Origin of the sequence: Streptomyces sp. NRRL S-118, from assembly GCF_000716335.1 — a bacterium.
Classification (GTDB): Bacteria; Actinomycetota; Actinomycetes; order Streptomycetales; family Streptomycetaceae; genus Streptomyces.
Genome location: NZ_KL591041.1, coordinates 48,286 through 66,383, shown reverse-complemented (window position 1 = coordinate 66,383; position 18,098 = coordinate 48,286). Strand labels below are relative to the sequence as shown.

Sequence of the window (18,098 nt, the reverse complement as noted above, 5' to 3'; positions counted from 1 at the left end):
GCCGCGGCCGGCGGGGCCGCCGGTATGGCGGTGGGTATCGGCTGCGTCGTCGCGGCAGTAATGCGCATGATCACCTGGGCCATCACGGTCTCCTACACGGGCTTGGGGATTGACTCAGGTGAAGGAGACTTCGCGACGCCCGGGTGTCCAGCAAGATCCCGGGGCGGCCGGGACAGTCCGGGGATGTCCTTCCAGCTCACCCCCCTGTCCCGGCCCTCACCGCCTGCCGCGGTCGAAAGCGACGACAGGGCGAGCCGGCCGGGCGGCGACGGCGGAAGAGAGCCATGTCCGCATGGTTCAGAAAAGCACTGACGCCGCTGCCCCACACCGCCTGAGCTGCCAGGACACCGGGTGGGACGGCCCCGGACTGTCCCGGCCGCCCACAGCCGTTGCCGGACACCCGCCGGAACCCACAGGCTCATCGCATCGACCGGCCCACCCTTACCGCACTCGGCAGCCGGGACCGCGCCCACGACGACACCGCCCGCGTAGACCTGCGCGACGCGCACCCGTCCAACGAGCGGCTGTTCGGCGTGAGACTGCGCGACCCGTTCCCGTCCGGTGTGAATCTGTCCAACGCGGACCTGCTCGGCGCGGAGCTGTTCCGCGCGGATCTGCGCCACGCGGACCTGCGCGGCGCCACGGGGCGTTGATTCGGCCGAACGAGGGCCCCGGTGGGCCCGTCATCCAGCAGTCGGACGGGGTCAGGCCACGGTGGGCCATGGGGGGCACGGACGGAGGCGGCACCTGACGACCGCCGGCCAGCGCGCTCGGGGCCGATCCGCCGAGGGCTCCCCTTGGGCGGCCCGGCCGGGGCCGTGCCGCCCTCCTTCTGTGGGATCAGCTGATGCGAGCGGTGAAGGTGCGGTTGTCGCCGGTGAAGCGGACCAGGGGATTGGCCTGGGCGTGGAAGAGGGTGCGCTCGTGGTCGGTGGCGATGGTCAGGTGGTTGACGTTCCAGTTGTCGCCGCCGAGGCCGCCGCCGGAGGTGGTGGTCAGCTGCACGCCGGTGATGTGGGAGGCGGGGACCGGCTGGTTCAGGCGGATGCGGACGGTCTGCTGGTAGTGGTCGATCCAGCGGGCGCTGTTGTTGAGGTTGAGGGCGTGCTGCGGCGGGCGGCCGGCGACATGGATGGTGGCGTTCACGTTGTCGTTGCCGCCGCGCAGGTCGTCGCCGCCGGTGCCGATGTGGAGGACGAGTTCGGTGACCTGTCCGGGGACCGGGGTGGCCGGGTCGGGGAACGCGGGGGGCGTGCGGGGCTGGTACCTGTGGTCGACGAAGTAGGTGCGCCAGGTCTTGTGGGGTTCTTCGAGGTAGCTGAAGACGTTGCGGTCGGGGTGCGGGACGAGCGTCAGGGTGCGGCCTGGGAAGTTGGGGTCGTACACGAAGATTTTCAGGTCCTGCTGGTGGCTGCGGAGGTCGCCGGTGTAGCGGCCGAGTTCGTAGCCGACGGCGACGACCTGGTGGTGTGGGCCCCAGACGTTGGCGTCCGGCTTGAACAGGCCCAGGGGCATGGGCGTTCCGGCGTCGATGGCCTCGCGCAGCTCCTGGAGCCGTCCGCCGCCGAAGCCCTGCAGGCCCCAGGTGAAGAACTCGCGGTTCCGCCATCCGAACGGGTTGAAGGTGAGCTCGCCCCACTTGTCGAGGTTGTCGGCGATCGACGTCACCTGACGGCCGTAGATGCTCTGGTGCAGGGGTGATCCGGTGGCGGGGAGGGTCTGCTGCTGTGGGATGCGCCGGCCGGTGTGGAAGTGGTCCAGGGACAGGTACGACATCCCGCCGCACAGTCCGCCGAAGCGGAAGTCGAACAGCGGTTTGCTCTGGAAGTCGTTGCTGAAGCGGAAGCCGTGCCGGCCCGGGTCGAAGCCGGTCATCCGGCGTCCGAGCGTGCGCGGGTCGACGCAGGTGTGGTCACCGCCGGACCGGGCGTCGCGCCAGACCTGGCCGGTGGGGCAGGACCGCGGGTCTGCGGTGGAGGGGGTGGCGCCGGCCAGCATGCCGGCGAGCACGGTGAGGGTGAGCAGGAGGGCTGCGGCGCAGCGCCGCCAGAACCGGTGCATCAGCGATTGTCCTCTCGGGTTGCGGTGTGGGTTGTGGTGGCGGGAGACGGCCGGGCATGGGGGGTGGGGCCGGACGCTGCCGGGGTGGGGCCGCCGGCAGCGTCCGGGGCGGGGTGAGGTACCGCTGGCCTGCCGAGGCTGGGGTCAGCTGGAGAGGACCTTGATGTCGTCGATGGCCATGTGTGCGGGTGCTCCGACGCCCCAGAAGCCGGCGAAGGCGGTGACGGTGGTGTTGTCGCCGGAGTTGAAGCGGACGCTGATCTGCTCGTAGCAGCGGGGGGTGGTGGGCGGGCACCAGGCGGGTGCGGGGCCGAAGTGGCGTTCGGTGGGCGGCCAGACGCCGGGCAGGCGGACTCCGAAGAAGGCTGTGTTGACGTTGCTGGAGGTGCGGAAGAATCCGGTGATCACGTAGTTGGTGTGGGGCCTGACGGGGATGGGCTGGGTCAGGGCGTTCCACACGCGGGTGCCGGGCGAGCTGAGGACGGCGGCGTTGCTGCCGGAGTTGGCTCCGCCGGGCCTGTTCACGATGGTTTTGCCGTCGGGGCCTTCCACGTTCCAGGGCTGGGAGACGGTGGAGGTGCGCTGCTGCTCGAATCCGCCGTCCTGCAGGGGGTTGCGGTAGAGCTGGATGTCGACGTTCCAGGCGCCGAAGTTGTCCCAGTCCTGGTCGTCGTTGATCCGCAGGTCCAGCTTCCCGGAGATGCCGACCTCGCGGCAGCCAAGGCGGCTGAGGACCTCGAAGGGCTGATCACCGGTCAGGCGGGCGATGAGGCTGTACTTGTTCAGGCCGGGTGCGGGGTAGCCGGCGTCGGCGGGCTGCCGGGGGTCGGCGCCGGCGGGGGTGACCCAGTTGGAGCCGTCGGCGGGCTGCCACCAGAAGCCGCTGGTGGAGACCTCGTCGTTCATGCGCGGGACGATGCGGACGACGTCGCCGGGGCGCAGGCCGCGGGCGTCCGCGGGGAAGGTGGTGCCCCGGCCGCCGGACAGGTGCAGGCTGGCGGAGGCGTCCGGGGTGAATCCGTTGGTGCAGCGGGCCTTTGCGGTGGTGGGCACCCTGGGGGGCCCGGCGTGGGCCGGCACGCTCTGCAGGAGGGTGGCCAGGACGGCTAGGAACAGGGCGGCGGCCAGGCCGCGGACCGTGCCGGGGCGGGTGTGACGGCTCATGACGACCACGGCGCTACGCCGGGTGCCGGTGTCAGGACGCTGCCCCGGGACGAAGCGGGAGCGTGGCCGGCCGGATCCGGCGGGGGCGGAAGGGACGGCGGCGCGGCACCGCTGCCAGAGCTTGTTCATGCTGTTCTCCTTGTCGGGTGATGGGCCCGCCGAGACCGGTCGTGCATGCTCGGCAGCACTTGGCTCGGCGGGATGTGCGGGGGAATCCGGGCCGGTTGGGGCGTCCCCGATGTCCGGCGGGCAGGTCAGCGCCGTGCGGCGGGCAGGCGGCCGGACAATGCGCGGTGTGTGCTGCAGACGTCGGAGCGGTTGTGGCCCGGGTACGGCCTGAGCTGTGCGGCGTGCCTGTCAGCGGCGGACGGGGCGGACGTAGGCGGTGACGCTGCCGGCGGCCGGCAGGGGGGCGTAGCGCACCACCGGACGGGTGGCCTCCAGGACCCGGCCGCTGCCGGCGTAGAGCTGGACGTGGCCGAGGCTGCGGGTGAAGACCAGGTCCCCGGGGCGCAGTTCGCTGCGGCGGATACGGGTGCCGGCGCCAACCTGGGCGTAGGTGGTGCGGGGCAGCCTCACGCCGGCGGAGCGCCAGGCGGCCTGGACCAGGCCGGAGCAGTCGTAGCCGCCCCGTCCGGTGCCGCCCCACACGTAGGGGGTGCCGATCCGGCTCCGGGCGAAGGCCACGGCGGCCCCGCCCCGGCCAGCGGCGCGGGCGGAAGTCCCGCGGGTGTTTCCGGGCGTGATGTCGGCCTTCCTGGTGCCGGGGGCTGTGTTCGCGGCCGGCAGGCGGAGGCGGTGTCCGGCGTAGATGAGGGTGGAGCGGCCCAGGCGGTTGGCCTTCTGCAGGGCGGCGACGGTGGTTCCATGGCGCCGGGCCATCGACCAGAGCGTGTCTCCGCGCTGCAGCACGACCGATCCGGCGGGGCGAGGGGCGGGTGGCTGCGACTGGTGGGCCGCCGACGTGGTGGCCGGCCGCGGGGAGGACAAGTGGTGCGCCACGGTGGGGCCGAGCAGCATGGCCAGCAGGCCGAGGGCCAGGACCGCGGCCAGCTTCGCCGCTGCGGCGACGGGGGTTCGGGTACGCATCGGGACTTCTCCTTGGAGGGGAGCAGGGCAAGAAGGACGTCGGTCGGGCGGGCCAGGCACGGACGGCGTTCCGAGGCCTTCTGCGACCGAAGGTCAGGCCGGTGGCCGGTTTTGGGCATGGCGGGGCCGTGCCGCGGCGTGGCACACCGCGCGCCGGGAGGTGAGGAAAGGGATGTGCCGTCAGGGGGCAGGCCCGGGGATGGGCCGCGCGCGGGCCTGCCCTGGACGGGGCGTCAGGCGCAGGTCAGGTAGAACTGGTCGCCGGCCTTCTGCCGGTCGATCTCGGGAGAGTCGACCTGTACAGCCATCTCGCCCTGCACGACCTGGCCGGACTGGGTGCCCTGGAGCTGGACCTGGAAGGTCTCGTACTGGGTGTTGGGGGTGGTGAAGGTCATGCTGCCCGTGCGGGGCCGGTAGCCGCGGTCGGTCAGGCGCTGGTCGGGGTACCAGGTGTAGGTGATCGTCCCGGTGCGCCGGGCGGTCGCGGAGAAGGTGAACGTGATCGGCTTGGTGCAGTCCACGGTGTCCGAGCGGGGCTGGACGTAGACGGAGGTGCCCATCAGGATCGGCTCAGGCGGGTTCTTGGACTCGCCCGTGCCGTCCGAGGGGCCTTGCGAAGTGCCTCCGGAGGGCCCCCGGGAGCTGCCCTCCGACGTGCCGGGCGGCGGCCCGCCCCCGGGACCCTCGGTGGTGCCGGCCGTCCTGCCGGTCGTGATCCCGGTGGTCGCGCCTGGCGTGGGCCCGCCCGACGTGCCGCCGGTCGGCCCGCTGCTGCTTCCTCCCGTGGCCCCGCCGGCCGGGCCGCCGGTGACCGTGCCGCCGGTCGGCCCCTGGTTGGTGCCCCCCGAGGCGCTGCCGCCCGACCAGGTGGGGACCGGCACGGTGGCTCCCCCGGTCGGCCCGGTCGTCGCACCGGCGGTCGCACCGCCGGTCGGGGAGCTGCTGCTGGGCGGATTGGCGCCGCCCTTCCATGACGGCGGGTTCAGGTTCAGCACCGCTCCCACCAGAGCGATCACCGCGGTCACCGCCGCCGTGGCGAGCGCCACCCGGGCGATCCGCGGCCGGGGTCGCTCCACGCTCCCGTCGCGGTCGGGCGCGCGGACCTCGGCGGCCTCCTGGGCGCGCTGCCGGATCATCCCGGTCAGCGGGGCGGGCAGCCAGCCGGGGCCCGGCTGTCCGGCGCGCTCGCAGCACCAGTCGAGCACCTGACGGGGGCTCGGCCGCTGGTCCGGGTCCTTGGCCAGGCACCGCGCCACCAGTTCCCGCAGCTCTTCGGGCACCGGCTCCAGGTCGGGCTCGCCGTGCACGATCCGGAAGCTGATCTCCGACGGCTCGGTCCCGAACGGCAGCCGCCCGGTCGAGGCGAAGGCCAGCAGCGCGCCGAGGGAGAACACATCGCACGCCGGCCCGACCTTGCCCTTGGCCAGCCGCTCGGGCGCCACATAGCCGGGAGTTCCCACCAGCATCTGCGTGCGGGTCAGCGTGGTGGCGTCCCGGGTGCGGGCGATACCGAAGTCGATGACCTTCGGCCCGTCCTTGGCCACCAGCACATTGCCGGGCTTGAGGTCGCGGTGCACCACGTCGGCGCCGTGGATCGCCGCCAGGGCCTCGGCGACACCGGCGGCCAGCCGGATCACGCTGTCCACCGGCATCGGGCCCTGCTCGCTCACCATCTCCTGGAGCGAGGGCCCCGGAACGTACTCGGTGGCCAGCCACGGGTCCTCGGCGTCCGGATCGGCGGCCACCACCGCCGCGGTGAACATCCCGTGCACCCGGCGGGCCGCGGCGATCTCCTGCCGGAACCGGGCCCGGAACTCCGCGTTCCCGCCCCGTCCACCGTCGATCACCTTGATCGCGACCCGCCGGCCACCCAGGCTCTCCCCCAGATAGACGCGTCCCATCGCCCCGGCCCCGAGGAACCGCAGCAGCCTGAAACCGCCCACCTCGCGCGGGTCGTTCGGGCCCAGCGGACGCAGCGTCTCCAGCCGTGTCCCCTCCCCGCCGGCGTCGATGCGCTCGCCGGCCGCGGGGCGCTCCTCGGCCGCGGACCGGGCCGCGTCCTGGGCGTCCTCCTCCTCCAGGTCCTGCTCGAGCCGGGCCTTCGTGGCCTCCCAGCGCCGGTCCCACTCCCGCACCGTCCGCTCGTTGCCGCCGCAGGCCCGCACGAACGCCAGCGCCACGTCCTTCGACGGCAGGTTGTCGCCGCCGGCCGCCGCGTTCAGAGTCGACCTGCCGTACTTCACCCGCTTCGACATCGCCTCGTACGAGGGACTCCCCGCGTCCTGCCGCAACTGGCGCAGTCCCGCGGCGAACTCCACGACCGGCCCCCCGTCCGGGTCCAACGGCTGTTCCCGACGCCCCACCATCACTGCCTCCCCTGGCTCCGCGTACGGGCGACACCCCGCGCCGCGGTCGTTGCCACCGCGCCCACCGGCACCGGCGGCGCGAACTTGCTGACCACATGAATAGCGGCAAATCCGCCCCCGCGGACAGCATTCCGGCGTCCCGGGATATCCATGGATATCCGGACCGCTCCGCCGCAGGTCAGAGCCCTCCGGCGAGGCGGCTCCGGACAATCCACGGCGCGCGGGAAGCCTGTTGGCTCCACCAGATCCAACGACGGCCGTCTCCAACCGACACAGCAGAGTGCCCGCGGCCAGAGCGCTGGTCCGCGGGGCGTCAGTGCGCGATCACACCCCCGCGGCGCGGTTGCCGGACGAGTCACCACAGGGCGGCGGCGCGCTGAGCGGAGCGCCCACGACGGGCTCCGGCCTCGGGGAACATCGGTACAGCGGTTAACGCTAAGGCGGTGATCATGGTCAGGTTGGGGCTCCGAGGGTGCTGACGCGGTTCTCGTACTCGCGGCAAGGTTCCTGCGCTACCGCCGGCGGCCCCGCCGGTGAACTCGGGGGCGGCCATCCCCGGCCAGCCCCACCGAGCACGACGCAGAGCGCCGCCGTACGTCATCCGGACGTAGGGCGGCGCCCGCCGATCCCATGCAGCAGAACCCCATCGGCCTCACCCGGCGGCGCGGTCGCCGGTGTGGAAGCGGGTCAGGCCGTTGCGCGCTTGGTGACCTTGTAGGCGTAGATGTCGGTGTCGGTCCACACGAAGAGGTGGGTGGGACTGATGGCGATCGAGTTTGCGCCGGGTACCGGGTAGATGGTGGTGATGAGCTCGCCCGTCGTGGCGTTGCGGATGGTCACCTGGTCTGCTTCGGTGTCCGAGTAGACGGCCAGGTCCTCGCTGGCCAGCAGTGCGTTGTGGTCGCCCCAGTGGCTCCACCTGGTCTTGCCGGTTTTCCTGTCGAGTCCGTAGACAGTCGATTCGTCTGCAGTGATCAAGAGGTCACCGGCCAGGTGCGGGGCCCAGGCCGGGCCCCCTCCCAGTTTGGTCACCCAGATCTTCTTCCCTGTGGCCAGATCAAGTGCGTATGCCGACCCGTCTTCTGAAGTGAAGTAGACGGACCCATCCGCGATCTTGATCGTCTGTTTGATCAGACCGTTCGAGGGTGTTGCGTAGGCCCACAGCACCTTGCCATCTTCGCTGGAAAGCGCCTTTACTTTACCGTTCTGGGTGGCCACGATAATGATCACCCCGTGGGCGGCGACATGTTCAACCCACATATCGGCTTTTTCTTTGTACTGCCACATGTTCTGCTTCAGCGACTTGTCCATGGTGTAGAGATGACCGCCAAACAGCGCGTGGATCTTTCCTGGCGTCTCTACCGGGGCCCCGCCTCCAGGGTTGCCGATAGCGTCGGTTTCACTGGAGGCATCCTGCTTCCCGGTCAGGGGATCGAAGGCGACGATCTCGCCCTCGGCGGCGGTCCCGGCATACACGGATTCCTTTGTCACCAGGGGGCAGCTCGTGGCTTTCTTGTAGGCCCACTTGGTCTTTCCGGTGACCGCGTCCCGCAGCGTCAGATCCGACGACCCCGCATCGATGACGGTGCCGTTGATATACCGATGACAGTACCGCTTCCCTGCCGTGGGAGCTGTCCATGCGGGGTCTTCGGAAATCTCGTAGAGCGGCTTTTCCGGCTGTGTTTCCTGGGTGGGCTGATTGTCGGCGGACCGGGAGCCGTCGCATGCCGACAGCGGCAGAGTGGAAGCCGCTAAAGCAAAAAATCCGATTGCCAGCGTCCTCGCGGGAGATGTGCTCATCTGAATTCTCCCTTCCGGAAGTAGTAAAGGCGCTGGTTGTAGCTGTTGGCGTAGACCCCATCAGCCGTCGCCGTGACGCCGGGGAGCGTATTGACGTTGTGGAAGCAGTCCAGAAGGGCGCCGTTGTCGATACTGTGAGCGCAGAGGACTTCGCTGTCGTACGTGACATACACGTGGTCGGCGTAGGCGGACAGGGACAGGGGCTGCGGATGGCCCTTCTTGTTGAGATCGGCCCACTTCTGGGCGCCGGTCTTCAGGTCGACGGCAGTGACCGCTTCGCCGTCCTTGACTGTCGCGGTGAAGATCAGCAGCCCGCTCGTCACCGCCATGTCCGGGCTGTCGATGGTGTAGTCCTTGCGCCACAGCTCTTTCCCGCTGCGTGCGTCGAGGGCGACGATCTCCTCGCCGGCGTCCACGATGACCACATCGTCGGCCGCGACCGGGCTGCGGTCCGCACCGTGTTTCGAGACGTCCTTGCTCCAGCGGACACTCCCGGTCTTGGAGTCCAGCGCGTAGATCTCCCCTGCCCGGGCGGAGACGTAGACCGTGTCTTTGGTCAGCGCAGCACGTCCCACGGAGGAGCCGTCCAGTTCGGCGGACCAGAGGACTTTGCCGTCGCTGGGACGCAGGGAGGTGACCTCTACATCGGAGTTCATCACCAGGGAGCCAGGACGAGCGGCGAACGATCCGAAGAAGTGCTTCTTCTTCCACCGCACCTGCCCACTGCGGGTATCGATCGTGTGCAGCTCATCGAGACCGTAGGCGTGGACGAGTCCTCCTGAAACAACCGGCTGTTTGCTGATGTCGTCGACGGAGGTCGGCACTGCCCACAGCCGCCGGCCGGTGCTGGCGTCGACTCCGTAGACCCCGCCGCGCCAGGCGGTGGTGACTACCACCGTGCCGTCCAACACGGGCTGGTTGTACAGCGGGTGGGGAAGCGCTGAGGACCACTTCGGTACCGGTCCCTCATCTACCGGCTCTGCTGGCTCGTCCTCCTCCGCGGCAGACTCGGTGTCGTCCCGCGATGCCTTGTGCTGGGGGCCGTCGTCGCGCCCCCACAGCAGGCCGGCGGTCCCCATGGCCACCCCGAGGACGAAGATCGCCACGAGTACCTTGACCTGGAGCTGCACGTCCCTTTCCAGGCCGCTCCAGGGGAGGCGCAATCTCTTCGTGAAGCCCGTCGGAGTGCTCGCGGGCGGGGCTGCTGGCCCCTCGGCCGCTACGGATGGTTGGTCTGGCGGAGAATCGGATGCGCTGTCGCCGCCGTCGGCGCCCGCCGGGTCGCCAACCGCTCCACCAGCGGCTTCGCCCGTGCCGGCGGGAAGAGCGGCGGTTGTTCCGCCGGGGGAAACAACAGCGTGCTGCTCGATGCGGGAGATCTCCACCTCGTACGACTGCCAGGCCGCGTCCACGGCCTCCACTGCCTCGGCAACCGCCTGCCCGGGCGCGGCAGGGTCCTCCAGGAGCGCGTCGCGGGAACGGTAGACGGCCACCAGCCGGCTCTCCAGGTCCGCCACAGCCCGCTCGGCAGCCGTGAGCTGCCGCATCGCGGTGGTCACCTGTTGCTTGAGGGCGGCCTGTTTGTCCTCCAGATCGCGGCGTTGGAGGCGCGCCAGGGACAGCCGCTGGCTGACCACCGCGCGGGAGTCCAGGACGACCGCGTGCTGGGAGGCCAGCTCGCCGCTGCGGGCCTCAGCCCGCTCCAGCGCGGTCGTGACCTGATCGAGCTTGGAGCGCAGGGCCTGCTCGGTCTGTTCCAGCTCCGCCACCCGGGCCGCCGCCGTCGACACCTCGGCCGTCAGCGCGGCGTTCTCGTCCTTCAGGCCGGCCTCCGACCGGGCCGCCTCCTGGGTCTGCTGCACCAGCAGGTCCTGCAGGCGCCGGATCTCCTTGCGCGCGGCCTGCTGCTCGGCCCGCGCGCCGCGTACCGCGCGCAGCCACTGGTCCTGCTGCTCCTGCAGCTGCACGATCTCGTTCTCCGCGGCCTCCTCACGCTCCTGACGCCGCAGTGCCTCCCGCTCGGCCTGCTTCGCCTCGGCCTCCAGCTGCTCCACACGGCGCTGCACCTGGCCCAGGCTTTCCTGGCACTGCACCAGCTCGTCCCGGGCACGGTGCTGTTCCTCTCGGGCCGTATCCCGCTCGGCCACCATCTGCTCGCGCTCGTCCATCAGCCGGTAGAAGTCGTGCAGCTGCGGGTTGGCCCCCCGCAGCGCGGCGTAGTACTTCTCCATTACGTGCTCGCGCACGTCCTGCGGCAGGGGCTGCTTCGCCACCTCCTGCGCATAGGCGAGCAGCCGCAGCAGCTTGTCCCGGTCCGGCACCCGCTCACCGGCGCGGAACTTCGACAGCGACGGCCCGCTGAATCCCTCACCCAGCGCGGCGGAAATCTGGGCGGTGGTCACGCCTAAGCCTGCGAGCCGGTCGAAGAACTCCTTGCGGATGACGTCCGCGAACTCCCGCTGCGCACCCTCCAGCCCGGCCAGGTCTTTCGGCGGACGGCCCTGCTTGCGAGACGGAACCCCGCGCGTCGGAACTCCGCCGTCGTCATCCTTCGGCACCCTTCCACCCCCTACGCCGGCCACTTCTTTGTTTCGTGCCCTGACCAGCGCTTTTCACTGTGGCGGTACAAATTTCCGTCCCCAACAGTGGCCTTCATCGCCGAACGCAACGGTCAAAAAAGGCCAGTTGAGGAACAAGGAGACATCATGCTGGACCGTACCCGCACAGGTCACCCGAACAGCACGAATCGATCTGTCACGCGGGCCCGCCACTTCATCGCCGCTACCGCGGCGGCCTGGACCTTCGTCCTCATGCCGGCCGCCCCCGCTCAGGCCGTCCCGGCCCCCGTCAGCTCCCCGGCCATCACCGCCCAGGCCGCTCCCGCCCCGGCCGAGCCGACCGCTACGGCCTCCCAGCAGCCCGTGCCCGGCCCGCAGTACGACACCCAGCCGCCCGGCGTCAGCGCCTACCTGCCGACCGAGGCCCTCATCACGATCCTGATCATCATGGCCGTCTTCGTCCTCGGTCTGCGCTGCGGTCCCGCCATCGCCGCGGCCGCGATCAAGGCACTGACCCGCATCTTCCAGAACACCCCGCCCGGCCCCTGAACGCACCCGTCAGCAGGTTTCCCGGACGACGCCCAGCCGTTCCCTTACGGCTGGGCTCGTCCACTGCGGTGGTCCGCGCAACCGATGGCGCCGTCACGGGGAGGATCGGCTGCGCCGGCGAAACCAGCACCACGGGCTTTGCTCCGTCGCCCGTATCGGTAGGCGGGCTCGCGGCAGACGCACACGATCCGACCTGCTCCGGCGGGCAGCTTAAGGACCGGGCCGTTTTCGGCGGTCCTGGCGGCGGCCCGGCCCCGGCCGGGGGGCGGGCCCGCCCGGAGGAACCGACGCGACGCGGCAGCGTGGACGCGGGGCCGACGCCATGACGGCCGAAACGGCGTACGCCGCCCCAAAACGCCGGGGAGCACCGACGGTGCAGTGTGGATCCCCCTGGCAGGGCTTGGTCACCCTGGTGCGGCGCTGGCGGGGGTCAGCGGGCCCGGCAAGTGAGATGGAGCCGGTCCCGGCCGAGGCCGAGCTGACGGCTTTGGAGCAGCAGCCCGCTGATGAGCGGCGCGCGCAAATCCTGTCGGCAGCGCTTGCCGCGCGGGCCGGGATGGACGCAGGCTTCGCCGCCGCGCTGGATGCCTGGCACCGACAGGCGCAGCAGGTGGTGCCCGCCACCGGGGCCGGCCCCGTCTCCGCCCATATTTCGGGCGGCAGCAGGGCATCGTGGTCACAACCCGCGACGTGGCCGGCGGGCTGCACTTCGGCATGCCGGCAAGCCCGCCGCCGCCTGAGCATTCCGCACCACCGAACTGGACGATGCGGAGCGGGCTGCCCGGCGGGCCGCTCGACGGCGCTCAGCCGGTAGGCCGACGAGCGCGTCGGCCGGCTGCCGCCGTCCTCGGTCAGTACGACACGGCGCCGGTAGGGCGTCGTGCTCAGTGTGTGGTGCGCTTGGGGGTCTTGGTCTTGCGGAAGGCTTCCATCCAGGGGTTGAGAGCGGTGCTGCTGCCCTGGTTGACCCAGTCCCTGTCGCGGTGTGAGGAGCAGACCAGGTAGTCCCCGTGCCAGTTCCAGAAGCCGCGCTCCTTGTACACGTCGAACCGGTACTGCTTGTAAATCATGCCGGCCCGGACGCGGTACTGGACCGGCTTGAGCAGCTCGATCTCCGTCCTGTCGGTGATGGTCCGGGTCTTGTTGACCTCAAAGCCCAAGCCGGCGCTGATCTGCGAGTAGGACGCTCCGAGGGTGGCGCTGACCTTGTTGGAGACCTCGAGCTTGTAGTCGAAGATCTTCTTTCCGGGTCCGGGGATGCTGGCCTGGGCGCCGGGGGTGTCGGGCCAGTCGTAGACGGTCTTGATGAACTGCTTGTTCCTGATCTGTACCGCGCCGGTCCAGCAGGAGGAGCGGCTGGCTTTGGAGCCCTTCGCGCTCTCGGCGGATCCGGCCTGCGCGACCGTGTCGGCCGAGTGCGCGGACGGTGCGTCGTTGCCGAACAGGTCGGCGGGGCCGAAGGCGAGCCCGCCGGCCAGCAGCCCGGTGACGACGGTGGCCACGGTGGCGATCGCCATCGTGCGGGTCTTTCGATCTCGTGTGACGTCCACGGTGAAGCTCCTTTGGTGAGCGGTGCAGTGAAGTGGCGCGGCGCCGGCTGCGGAACCCGGCGTGACGCGGGCCCGGTGGCCCGCTGCTGATCGCCTCGCCCAGCCGCCTTCAGGAGGCAGCGAGGTACGGCCCGGCAACGCGTGACGGCGCCTTCCACGGGGCGCCGCCTGGCGGATGCGGGGCGGTGAAGGAAGCGTTGCGCAGCGGTCGAAGGCCGGGCAACGGATACGGCGGCCGGGACAGTCCGGCCTTGTCCGTACAGGTCAGAAGGGGCGTCCGCTTCCCTTCGGGGGCATCCTCGAACGGCGCTTTCCCAGGGGCGGACACACCCAGACTGTCCCGCACACCTCAACTCCTGGCGAGACACCCTCCAGCAGAAGCAGCCTCCTTCCGGGCCGGAAGCAGCCCCTTGAAAAAGACGCCACCCGCGGCCAGGCCCGCGTCCACTCTGCGAGCGGGAAGCCAGCCGCGGCGTCCGCCACAGCCAGGCCGAAGACCACGCGGGCCAGGCACGGCCCCATGCCGAGCGCCAGGCCCAGGCCTGGCGTCCAGACGCGGACCTCGCCCACGTCGACAAACGCATGCCGGGACTGCCTCACGGCACGGCGATATCGCGGCAACGCAGCAGACCCGCCAGCGCACCACAGGCCGCACGGTCCCAGCAGAACAGCCCACCGGCGGCGGCACGAACGGTCACCACCAGCTCCCCCAACAGGCCCGTAACGTCACGGCCGGACAGACAGGCGGCCCACCCCCGGCAGACGACCTCCGGAAGCAGCCGTCAGTGTCGATCCGGCCCAGCACCGGATCAAGGCCATCCCCGCAGACACAGGGAACAGACCCCCGGCACCGGGGCCGATCGTCCCGGCCGAGACAGACGTTTCGACGACCTGCTCACTGTTGGCCTCGGCACGTCGGTTGCAGGCACGAGTGAGCGGGGCGGAACAACGCAGCGCCCCGCCCCCGGGGACAGAACAGGCGCTACGCCCCCACAGTGATGCGCCTGGCCGGACTACTGCGCCCACCCTCCCCGCAGGCGGTGACTGGCGGCCGGCCGCCGCGGCGAGACTCGGGAAATGAGAGTGAGAGGGGGCGCCGCCCTCCGTAGATCAGACCTCGTCGTCCCACCTGCGGGCAGCGCTCGTAGGCGAGGGCGGCTGCCGTGTCGGGGTCAGGGGCATCGAACTCCTCTGCCCAGCGGGTGAAGTCGGCCTCGCTGGTGGAGAGCAGCTCGATCTGGTCGGCGACCGGGCCGGGCAGGACGGCGGCGATGAGCAGCTCGGTGCAGTCGACGTCCAGGGTCAGGCCGACGACGGTGAACGTCTGGGCGGCTGCTGCGGTCATGCGATCAGCTCGAACGTCGCGCGTGGCGGGCGCAATTGCGAGTAGCGGCCGCAGTCGCTGAATGACGCGGCACACCGTCGCGGGCGAGCAGCCGAACAGCGGCGCGAGCGGCCGCATGGTGAGGTTCGTGCGGTAGTAGACGGCCACCAGCAGCACCCGGTCGGCCAGCGGCAGACACCAAGGCCGCCCCCGACCAGGTCCGTTCCCGCCGCGTTCACGCGCGACCTTCAGCAGCCGCTCGAACTGCCGCATCCGCAACCCGGTAAACGTCTCCACCCACAACGGCTCGGCCCTCAACACCCCGCCCATACAGGAAAAAAGCTCACCCTGCGGCCTTCTGCAACACGCTTTAGCATGATGATCCGCCGGTCCGTGGCGGTTCGCCGAAAGATCGCACAGGCAGTCAGGTCAGGGCGCTACCTTTCGCCGCGTGCCGGTGAAATTTCTGACTGCCGAGCAGGCCGAGACGTACGGGCGGTTCGTGGAGGAGCCGACCCGTCCGGAGCGAGCACGACGTGCTCAAGAGGACGTGCGCCGGTTGTCCCCGCTGCGCCACGGGAACCTCAACTGCCCGGGCCGCTTCAGCTTCCGCACCTCCGCTCCCGCAGGCGGGGGTCTGCAGCCCCTGCGCGACTCGGATGCGGCCAGACCTGAAGACGATGAGGACGCTCAGGCACGAGCCGGGCGGTACTGCGCAGCGTCGGCGGATCTGAGACGTGGCGTACACGAAGTGGCCCGCATCCGCCCTGCCAACAGGGGGATCCCCATGGCCGAGGACAAAAGGGAGGGGGTACCTGCCTGGTGGCGGACCTTTTGAGTGCCGAATATGGAGGGATGCCGAACTTCAATCACCCGATCCCCACGGACAACAGGGATGAGACGGCCACCGACTCGGCTGCACTCAGCCTTCGAGCAGCAGCCGTCACCGCGGTAGCTGTGGGCTGCGTGGCCTTCGCCTTGTACGCCGTGTCGCTGTCAGTAGGAAGAGCGCCATGGCCATGGTGGATGCAGATCCCCATTCAAGGTGCCGGCATGCTCGCGCTGGTGGCCGGATTCGTCATGCTGTTCCGGCGACCGGGCCTGAGCCGCACCGGCGCATTGCTGGTAGCATTCGGATTGACCTGGTATATCGGCGACCTGCAATTCAGCGAACACCAGGCCCTGTATTCCGTCGGATTTTGCTTGTTCTTTTTCAACGCTGCGGTCATGGCGCAGATCGTCTTAAGCTTTCCTTCGGGTCGATTGCGAGATCCTATTGCGACCCTAGTTATTCTTAGCCTTTATGGCGTTATTCTGATCAGTCAGACTGCTCGATACTTCGTCGAAGAATCTCCTCCGCCGCAGGTCTGGGGCGACCCCAGAGCGGGCACTTACTCATCGTGGGCTACTGCCGGGACCATAGCCGGGATGATCCTCTGCGCCGCCGTTCTCGTGCTGCTGATTCGCCGCTGGCGGTCAGAGAGCCCACCGATGCGCAGAAGCGCCATTCCGGTCCAGTTCTTCGCCACCCTGGCGGCTGTGATCGTCAGCGGCTTCCTGATTGTTGCACTGACTCACGCAGCTGCCCGACTGAACCACGTCCTGCTTTTCGGTTATGCCACAGCTGTACTTCTCGTTCCCCTTGCCAGTCAGTTCGACGCGCTTCGGGAATGGGTAGGCCGAGCCAACGCCTTCGAAAAGCTCGCTGATTTCGACGAGGTGGCAAGCGAGGGTTATCGGGAGCTCCTCGCCAAGTGGCTGGGCGACCCGAAGATTGAGATTCACCCATGGCTACCCGACGAGGAGCGCTACGCGAATTCGGCTGGCGACACCGTCGAATTTCCCACAGATCCGGGTCGCAGCGTGACATTTTTGGAATGGAAGGGCCGCAAAATTGGCGCACTCTTTCACGACTCGTCGCTGGATGGCGCTCAACAGCTGAAGTCAGTTGCGGCCGTGACGAGAATAGTTCTCGAGAAGGAAGCCCTTCAAGCACGGCTACGCCGCAGTCGAAACATGCTGATCGACCTTGAGATCGAACACCGCAAACATCTCCAGAGCGCGCTTCATGACGGCGGGCAGGACGAGGTCATCGGGATTCGGTTCGCGCTCCATGATTTGTTGAGTGAACTTGAACAACACGGGGGATCCAGCACGATAGCGCTCATACGAGACGGTATCGCCAGGTCCGAGCGATTGCAGGACCAAATCAAGGAGGTTGCGTTCGAGCTGTACCCGCCGGCGCTCGACTACGGTTTGAAAGCCGGCGTCGTGTCGCTCTTCGACAAGTTGCGGCTCCCCCCAAACGATCTGACGATCCCGGAAACCCGCTGGCCGAAGCGAGTCGAGCACGTCGCTTACCGGGTCGTCAGCGAGGCGATACGCAACGCTAGAACCCACGCGCGCGCCCACACAATTCGGGTCAAGGTCACGCATCGGCCCGATTGGCTCATAGTCGAAGTCATCGATGATGGCGTGGGAGGTGCCAACTCAGCCGAATTGCAGGGAGTTGGCAGTCAGCGAGCACTTCATCTGGTGAACGTACTCGAGGGAAAATTTACCATCGACAGCCCACCTGGCGTGGGCACACACGTGAAGGCAGAACTCCCATGCACATCATGATTTCCGACGACGCCCCGCTCTTCCACGACCTGCTTGCGCCCCGTCTGCGGCAGCGCGGGGTTCAAGTAAGTCAGGCCAGGTCGATCACCGAGACCAAGGCACAGCTCGAGCAGGGCTCAAACCCCGATGTGATCCTGCTGGACATGGACTTCTCAGTCGCAGGAGAGGGATCGTTCGCCGGGCTGACAGCAGCGCGGAGCATTCGCCGACGGTACCCCGAAATAGCCTTACTCGCCATGTCGAAGCACGACGAATTGCGCATCGCGTTAGAAATGATGAACATCGGGCATCAGGGCGGCCGCATCGGCTACCTCCTCAAGGACAAACTAGAGGGCGTCACCCAGTTACTTGATTACGCTCGTACGGTGCATGCCGGTGGCATCTGTATTGACGCACAACTCAAAGGCTTGGCAGCCCGTGGTGGGAAGCTGACCGCCACGCAAAAAAAGGTCGTTGATCTGATTGCGCGGGGGTACACGAACAAAGCAATCGCCGAGCGGCTTCTAATCTCTGAAGGGACAGTCGAAAGGCACATTGCAGGGATCAGGAGAGCTTACAGGCTCCCTTCGCCCGAAGAAGAGCGGAAATTGCAGATGAACATCCGCGTGTTGATCGTGCGCGCGTATCTGAATGACATCATGGGTCACAACGATCACGGCCCGGAGTAAGACTAGGGGTATCCCGAATCCAGGTCGCCGTGTGCAGGGGTTCCCCCATGTTCACACGGGAGGTACCTGAGCCACGATCGAATCGTCCTGACGCTCCTGGTCCGCGGTATGAATGCTTTGGAGCGTCTGTCATCGATCCACCTCGTTGATCTGGAGGGCACGACATGCGTTTGTCCGTGCCGAACTCATTTTCTCGTTTCTCCTGTGCCCTGGGGGTGTGCCTGGCGCTTCTCGTCATGGGGGCCTGCACAAATGAGAAATCCGAACCGTCGGCACCGGACCGGGTGACGACGGCGCCGACGACCACGGAGCCCGAACCGGGCCCCGCCACCACGGAGCCCGAACCG

The 18,098-nt window shown here is 68.9% G+C and carries 13 protein-coding genes; 5 read left to right on the top strand and 8 right to left on the bottom strand.

Annotated features, from left to right (window positions below; all coding sequences use genetic code 11):
• Positions 1-389 precede the first annotated feature (389 nt).
• On the top strand, positions 390-653 hold the full coding sequence (locus tag IH00_RS0135625) for a pentapeptide repeat-containing protein (protein WP_031080558.1): 264 nt from the start codon (positions 390-392) through the stop codon (positions 651-653).
• 187 nt (positions 654-840) lie between these two features.
• Here IH00_RS0135625 and IH00_RS39280 read toward each other — a convergent pair whose 3' ends face one another.
• From IH00_RS39280 to IH00_RS0135595, 6 genes are all read right to left on the bottom strand, one after another.
• Positions 841-2,061, bottom strand: coding sequence for a hypothetical protein (locus tag IH00_RS39280; RefSeq protein ID WP_031080556.1), 1,221 nt, complete (start codon positions 2,059-2,061; stop codon positions 841-843).
• 144 nt (positions 2,062-2,205) lie between these two features.
• Positions 2,206-3,354 carry a hypothetical protein gene (locus IH00_RS39275; RefSeq protein ID WP_052411902.1) on the bottom strand — a complete coding sequence of 383 codons (1,149 nt, stop codon included), beginning with the start codon at positions 3,352-3,354 and terminating at the stop codon, positions 2,206-2,208.
• 228 nt (positions 3,355-3,582) lie between these two features.
• A complete protein-coding gene (locus tag IH00_RS45660; RefSeq protein WP_052411901.1) occupies positions 3,583-4,314 on the bottom strand; it encodes a C40 family peptidase in 732 nt (243 codons plus the stop codon).
• Positions 4,315-4,547: 233 nt separating this feature from the next.
• The gene (locus IH00_RS45190) at positions 4,548-6,680 is read right to left on the bottom strand and encodes a serine/threonine-protein kinase (protein ID WP_078888150.1); all 2,133 of its coding nucleotides are present in this window, start codon (positions 6,678-6,680) and stop codon (positions 4,548-4,550) included.
• Positions 6,681-7,367: 687 nt separating this feature from the next.
• Positions 7,368-8,480, bottom strand: coding sequence for a PQQ-binding-like beta-propeller repeat protein (locus IH00_RS0135600; protein ID WP_078888149.1), 1,113 nt, complete (start codon positions 8,478-8,480; stop codon positions 7,368-7,370).
• Positions 8,477-11,038: an outer membrane protein assembly factor BamB family protein gene (locus tag IH00_RS0135595; RefSeq protein ID WP_031080551.1), complete on the bottom strand. Its 2,562-nt coding sequence runs from the start codon at positions 11,036-11,038 to the stop codon at positions 8,477-8,479. The genes IH00_RS0135600 and IH00_RS0135595 overlap by 4 nt, the downstream gene beginning before the upstream one ends.
• Positions 11,039-11,185: 147 nt before the next feature.
• On the opposite strand from IH00_RS0135595, the gene IH00_RS0135590 reads away from it, so the two are divergent.
• Positions 11,186-11,587 carry a hypothetical protein gene (locus tag IH00_RS0135590; RefSeq protein WP_031080550.1) on the top strand — a complete coding sequence of 134 codons (402 nt, stop codon included), beginning with the start codon at positions 11,186-11,188 and terminating at the stop codon, positions 11,585-11,587.
• A gap of 884 nt (positions 11,588-12,471) precedes the next feature.
• Here the strand turns inward: IH00_RS0135590 and IH00_RS0135585 are convergent.
• Both IH00_RS0135585 and IH00_RS44765 read right to left on the bottom strand, forming a co-directional pair.
• Complete coding sequence (locus IH00_RS0135585) at positions 12,472-13,137, bottom strand: hypothetical protein (protein WP_158828168.1); 666 nt, start codon at positions 13,135-13,137, stop codon at positions 12,472-12,474.
• A 982-nt stretch (positions 13,138-14,119) separates the two neighbouring features.
• Positions 14,120-14,791 (bottom strand): helix-turn-helix domain-containing protein, encoded by a 672-nt coding sequence (locus tag IH00_RS44765; RefSeq protein WP_234335105.1) that lies wholly within the window; start codon positions 14,789-14,791, stop codon positions 14,120-14,122.
• Positions 14,792-15,316: 525 nt separating this feature from the next.
• On the opposite strand from IH00_RS44765, the gene IH00_RS0135575 reads away from it, so the two are divergent.
• From IH00_RS0135575 to IH00_RS44760, 3 genes are all read left to right on the top strand, one after another.
• On the top strand, positions 15,317-17,083 hold the full coding sequence (locus tag IH00_RS0135575) for a sensor histidine kinase (RefSeq protein ID WP_158828166.1): 1,767 nt from the start codon (positions 15,317-15,319) through the stop codon (positions 17,081-17,083).
• On the top strand, positions 17,071-17,751 hold the full coding sequence (locus tag IH00_RS0135570) for a response regulator (protein ID WP_031080545.1): 681 nt from the start codon (positions 17,071-17,073) through the stop codon (positions 17,749-17,751). Before IH00_RS0135575 ends, IH00_RS0135570 begins: the two co-directional genes overlap by 13 nt.
• Before the next feature lie 164 nt (positions 17,752-17,915).
• The coding region (locus tag IH00_RS44760; RefSeq protein WP_234335104.1) for a hypothetical protein at positions 17,916-18,098 on the top strand (183 nt) is incomplete at its 3' end.

Bases quoted from the DNA above. Each gene is read 5' to 3' on its own strand.
- IH00_RS45660 (WP_052411901.1), bottom strand. From the start codon at position 4,314: ATGCGTACCCGAACCCCCGTCGCCGCAGCGGCGAAGCTGGCCGCGGTC.
- IH00_RS39280 (WP_031080556.1), bottom strand. From the start codon at position 2,061: ATGCACCGGTTCTGGCGGCGCTGCGCCGCAGCCCTCCTGCTCACCCTC.
- IH00_RS0135600 (WP_078888149.1), bottom strand. From the start codon at position 8,480: ATGAGCACATCTCCCGCGAGGACGCTGGCAATCGGATTTTTTGCTTTA.
- IH00_RS39275 (WP_052411902.1), bottom strand. From the start codon at position 3,354: ATGAACAAGCTCTGGCAGCGGTGCCGCGCCGCCGTCCCTTCCGCCCCC.
- IH00_RS0135590 (WP_031080550.1), top strand. From the start codon at position 11,186: ATGCTGGACCGTACCCGCACAGGTCACCCGAACAGCACGAATCGATCT.
- IH00_RS45190 (WP_078888150.1), bottom strand. From the start codon at position 6,680: ATGGTGGGGCGTCGGGAACAGCCGTTGGACCCGGACGGGGGGCCGGTC.
- IH00_RS0135570 (WP_031080545.1), top strand. From the start codon at position 17,071: ATGCACATCATGATTTCCGACGACGCCCCGCTCTTCCACGACCTGCTT.
- IH00_RS44765 (WP_234335105.1), bottom strand. From the start codon at position 14,791: ATGGGCGGGGTGTTGAGGGCCGAGCCGTTGTGGGTGGAGACGTTTACC.
- IH00_RS0135575 (WP_158828166.1), top strand. From the start codon at position 15,317: ATGCCGAACTTCAATCACCCGATCCCCACGGACAACAGGGATGAGACG.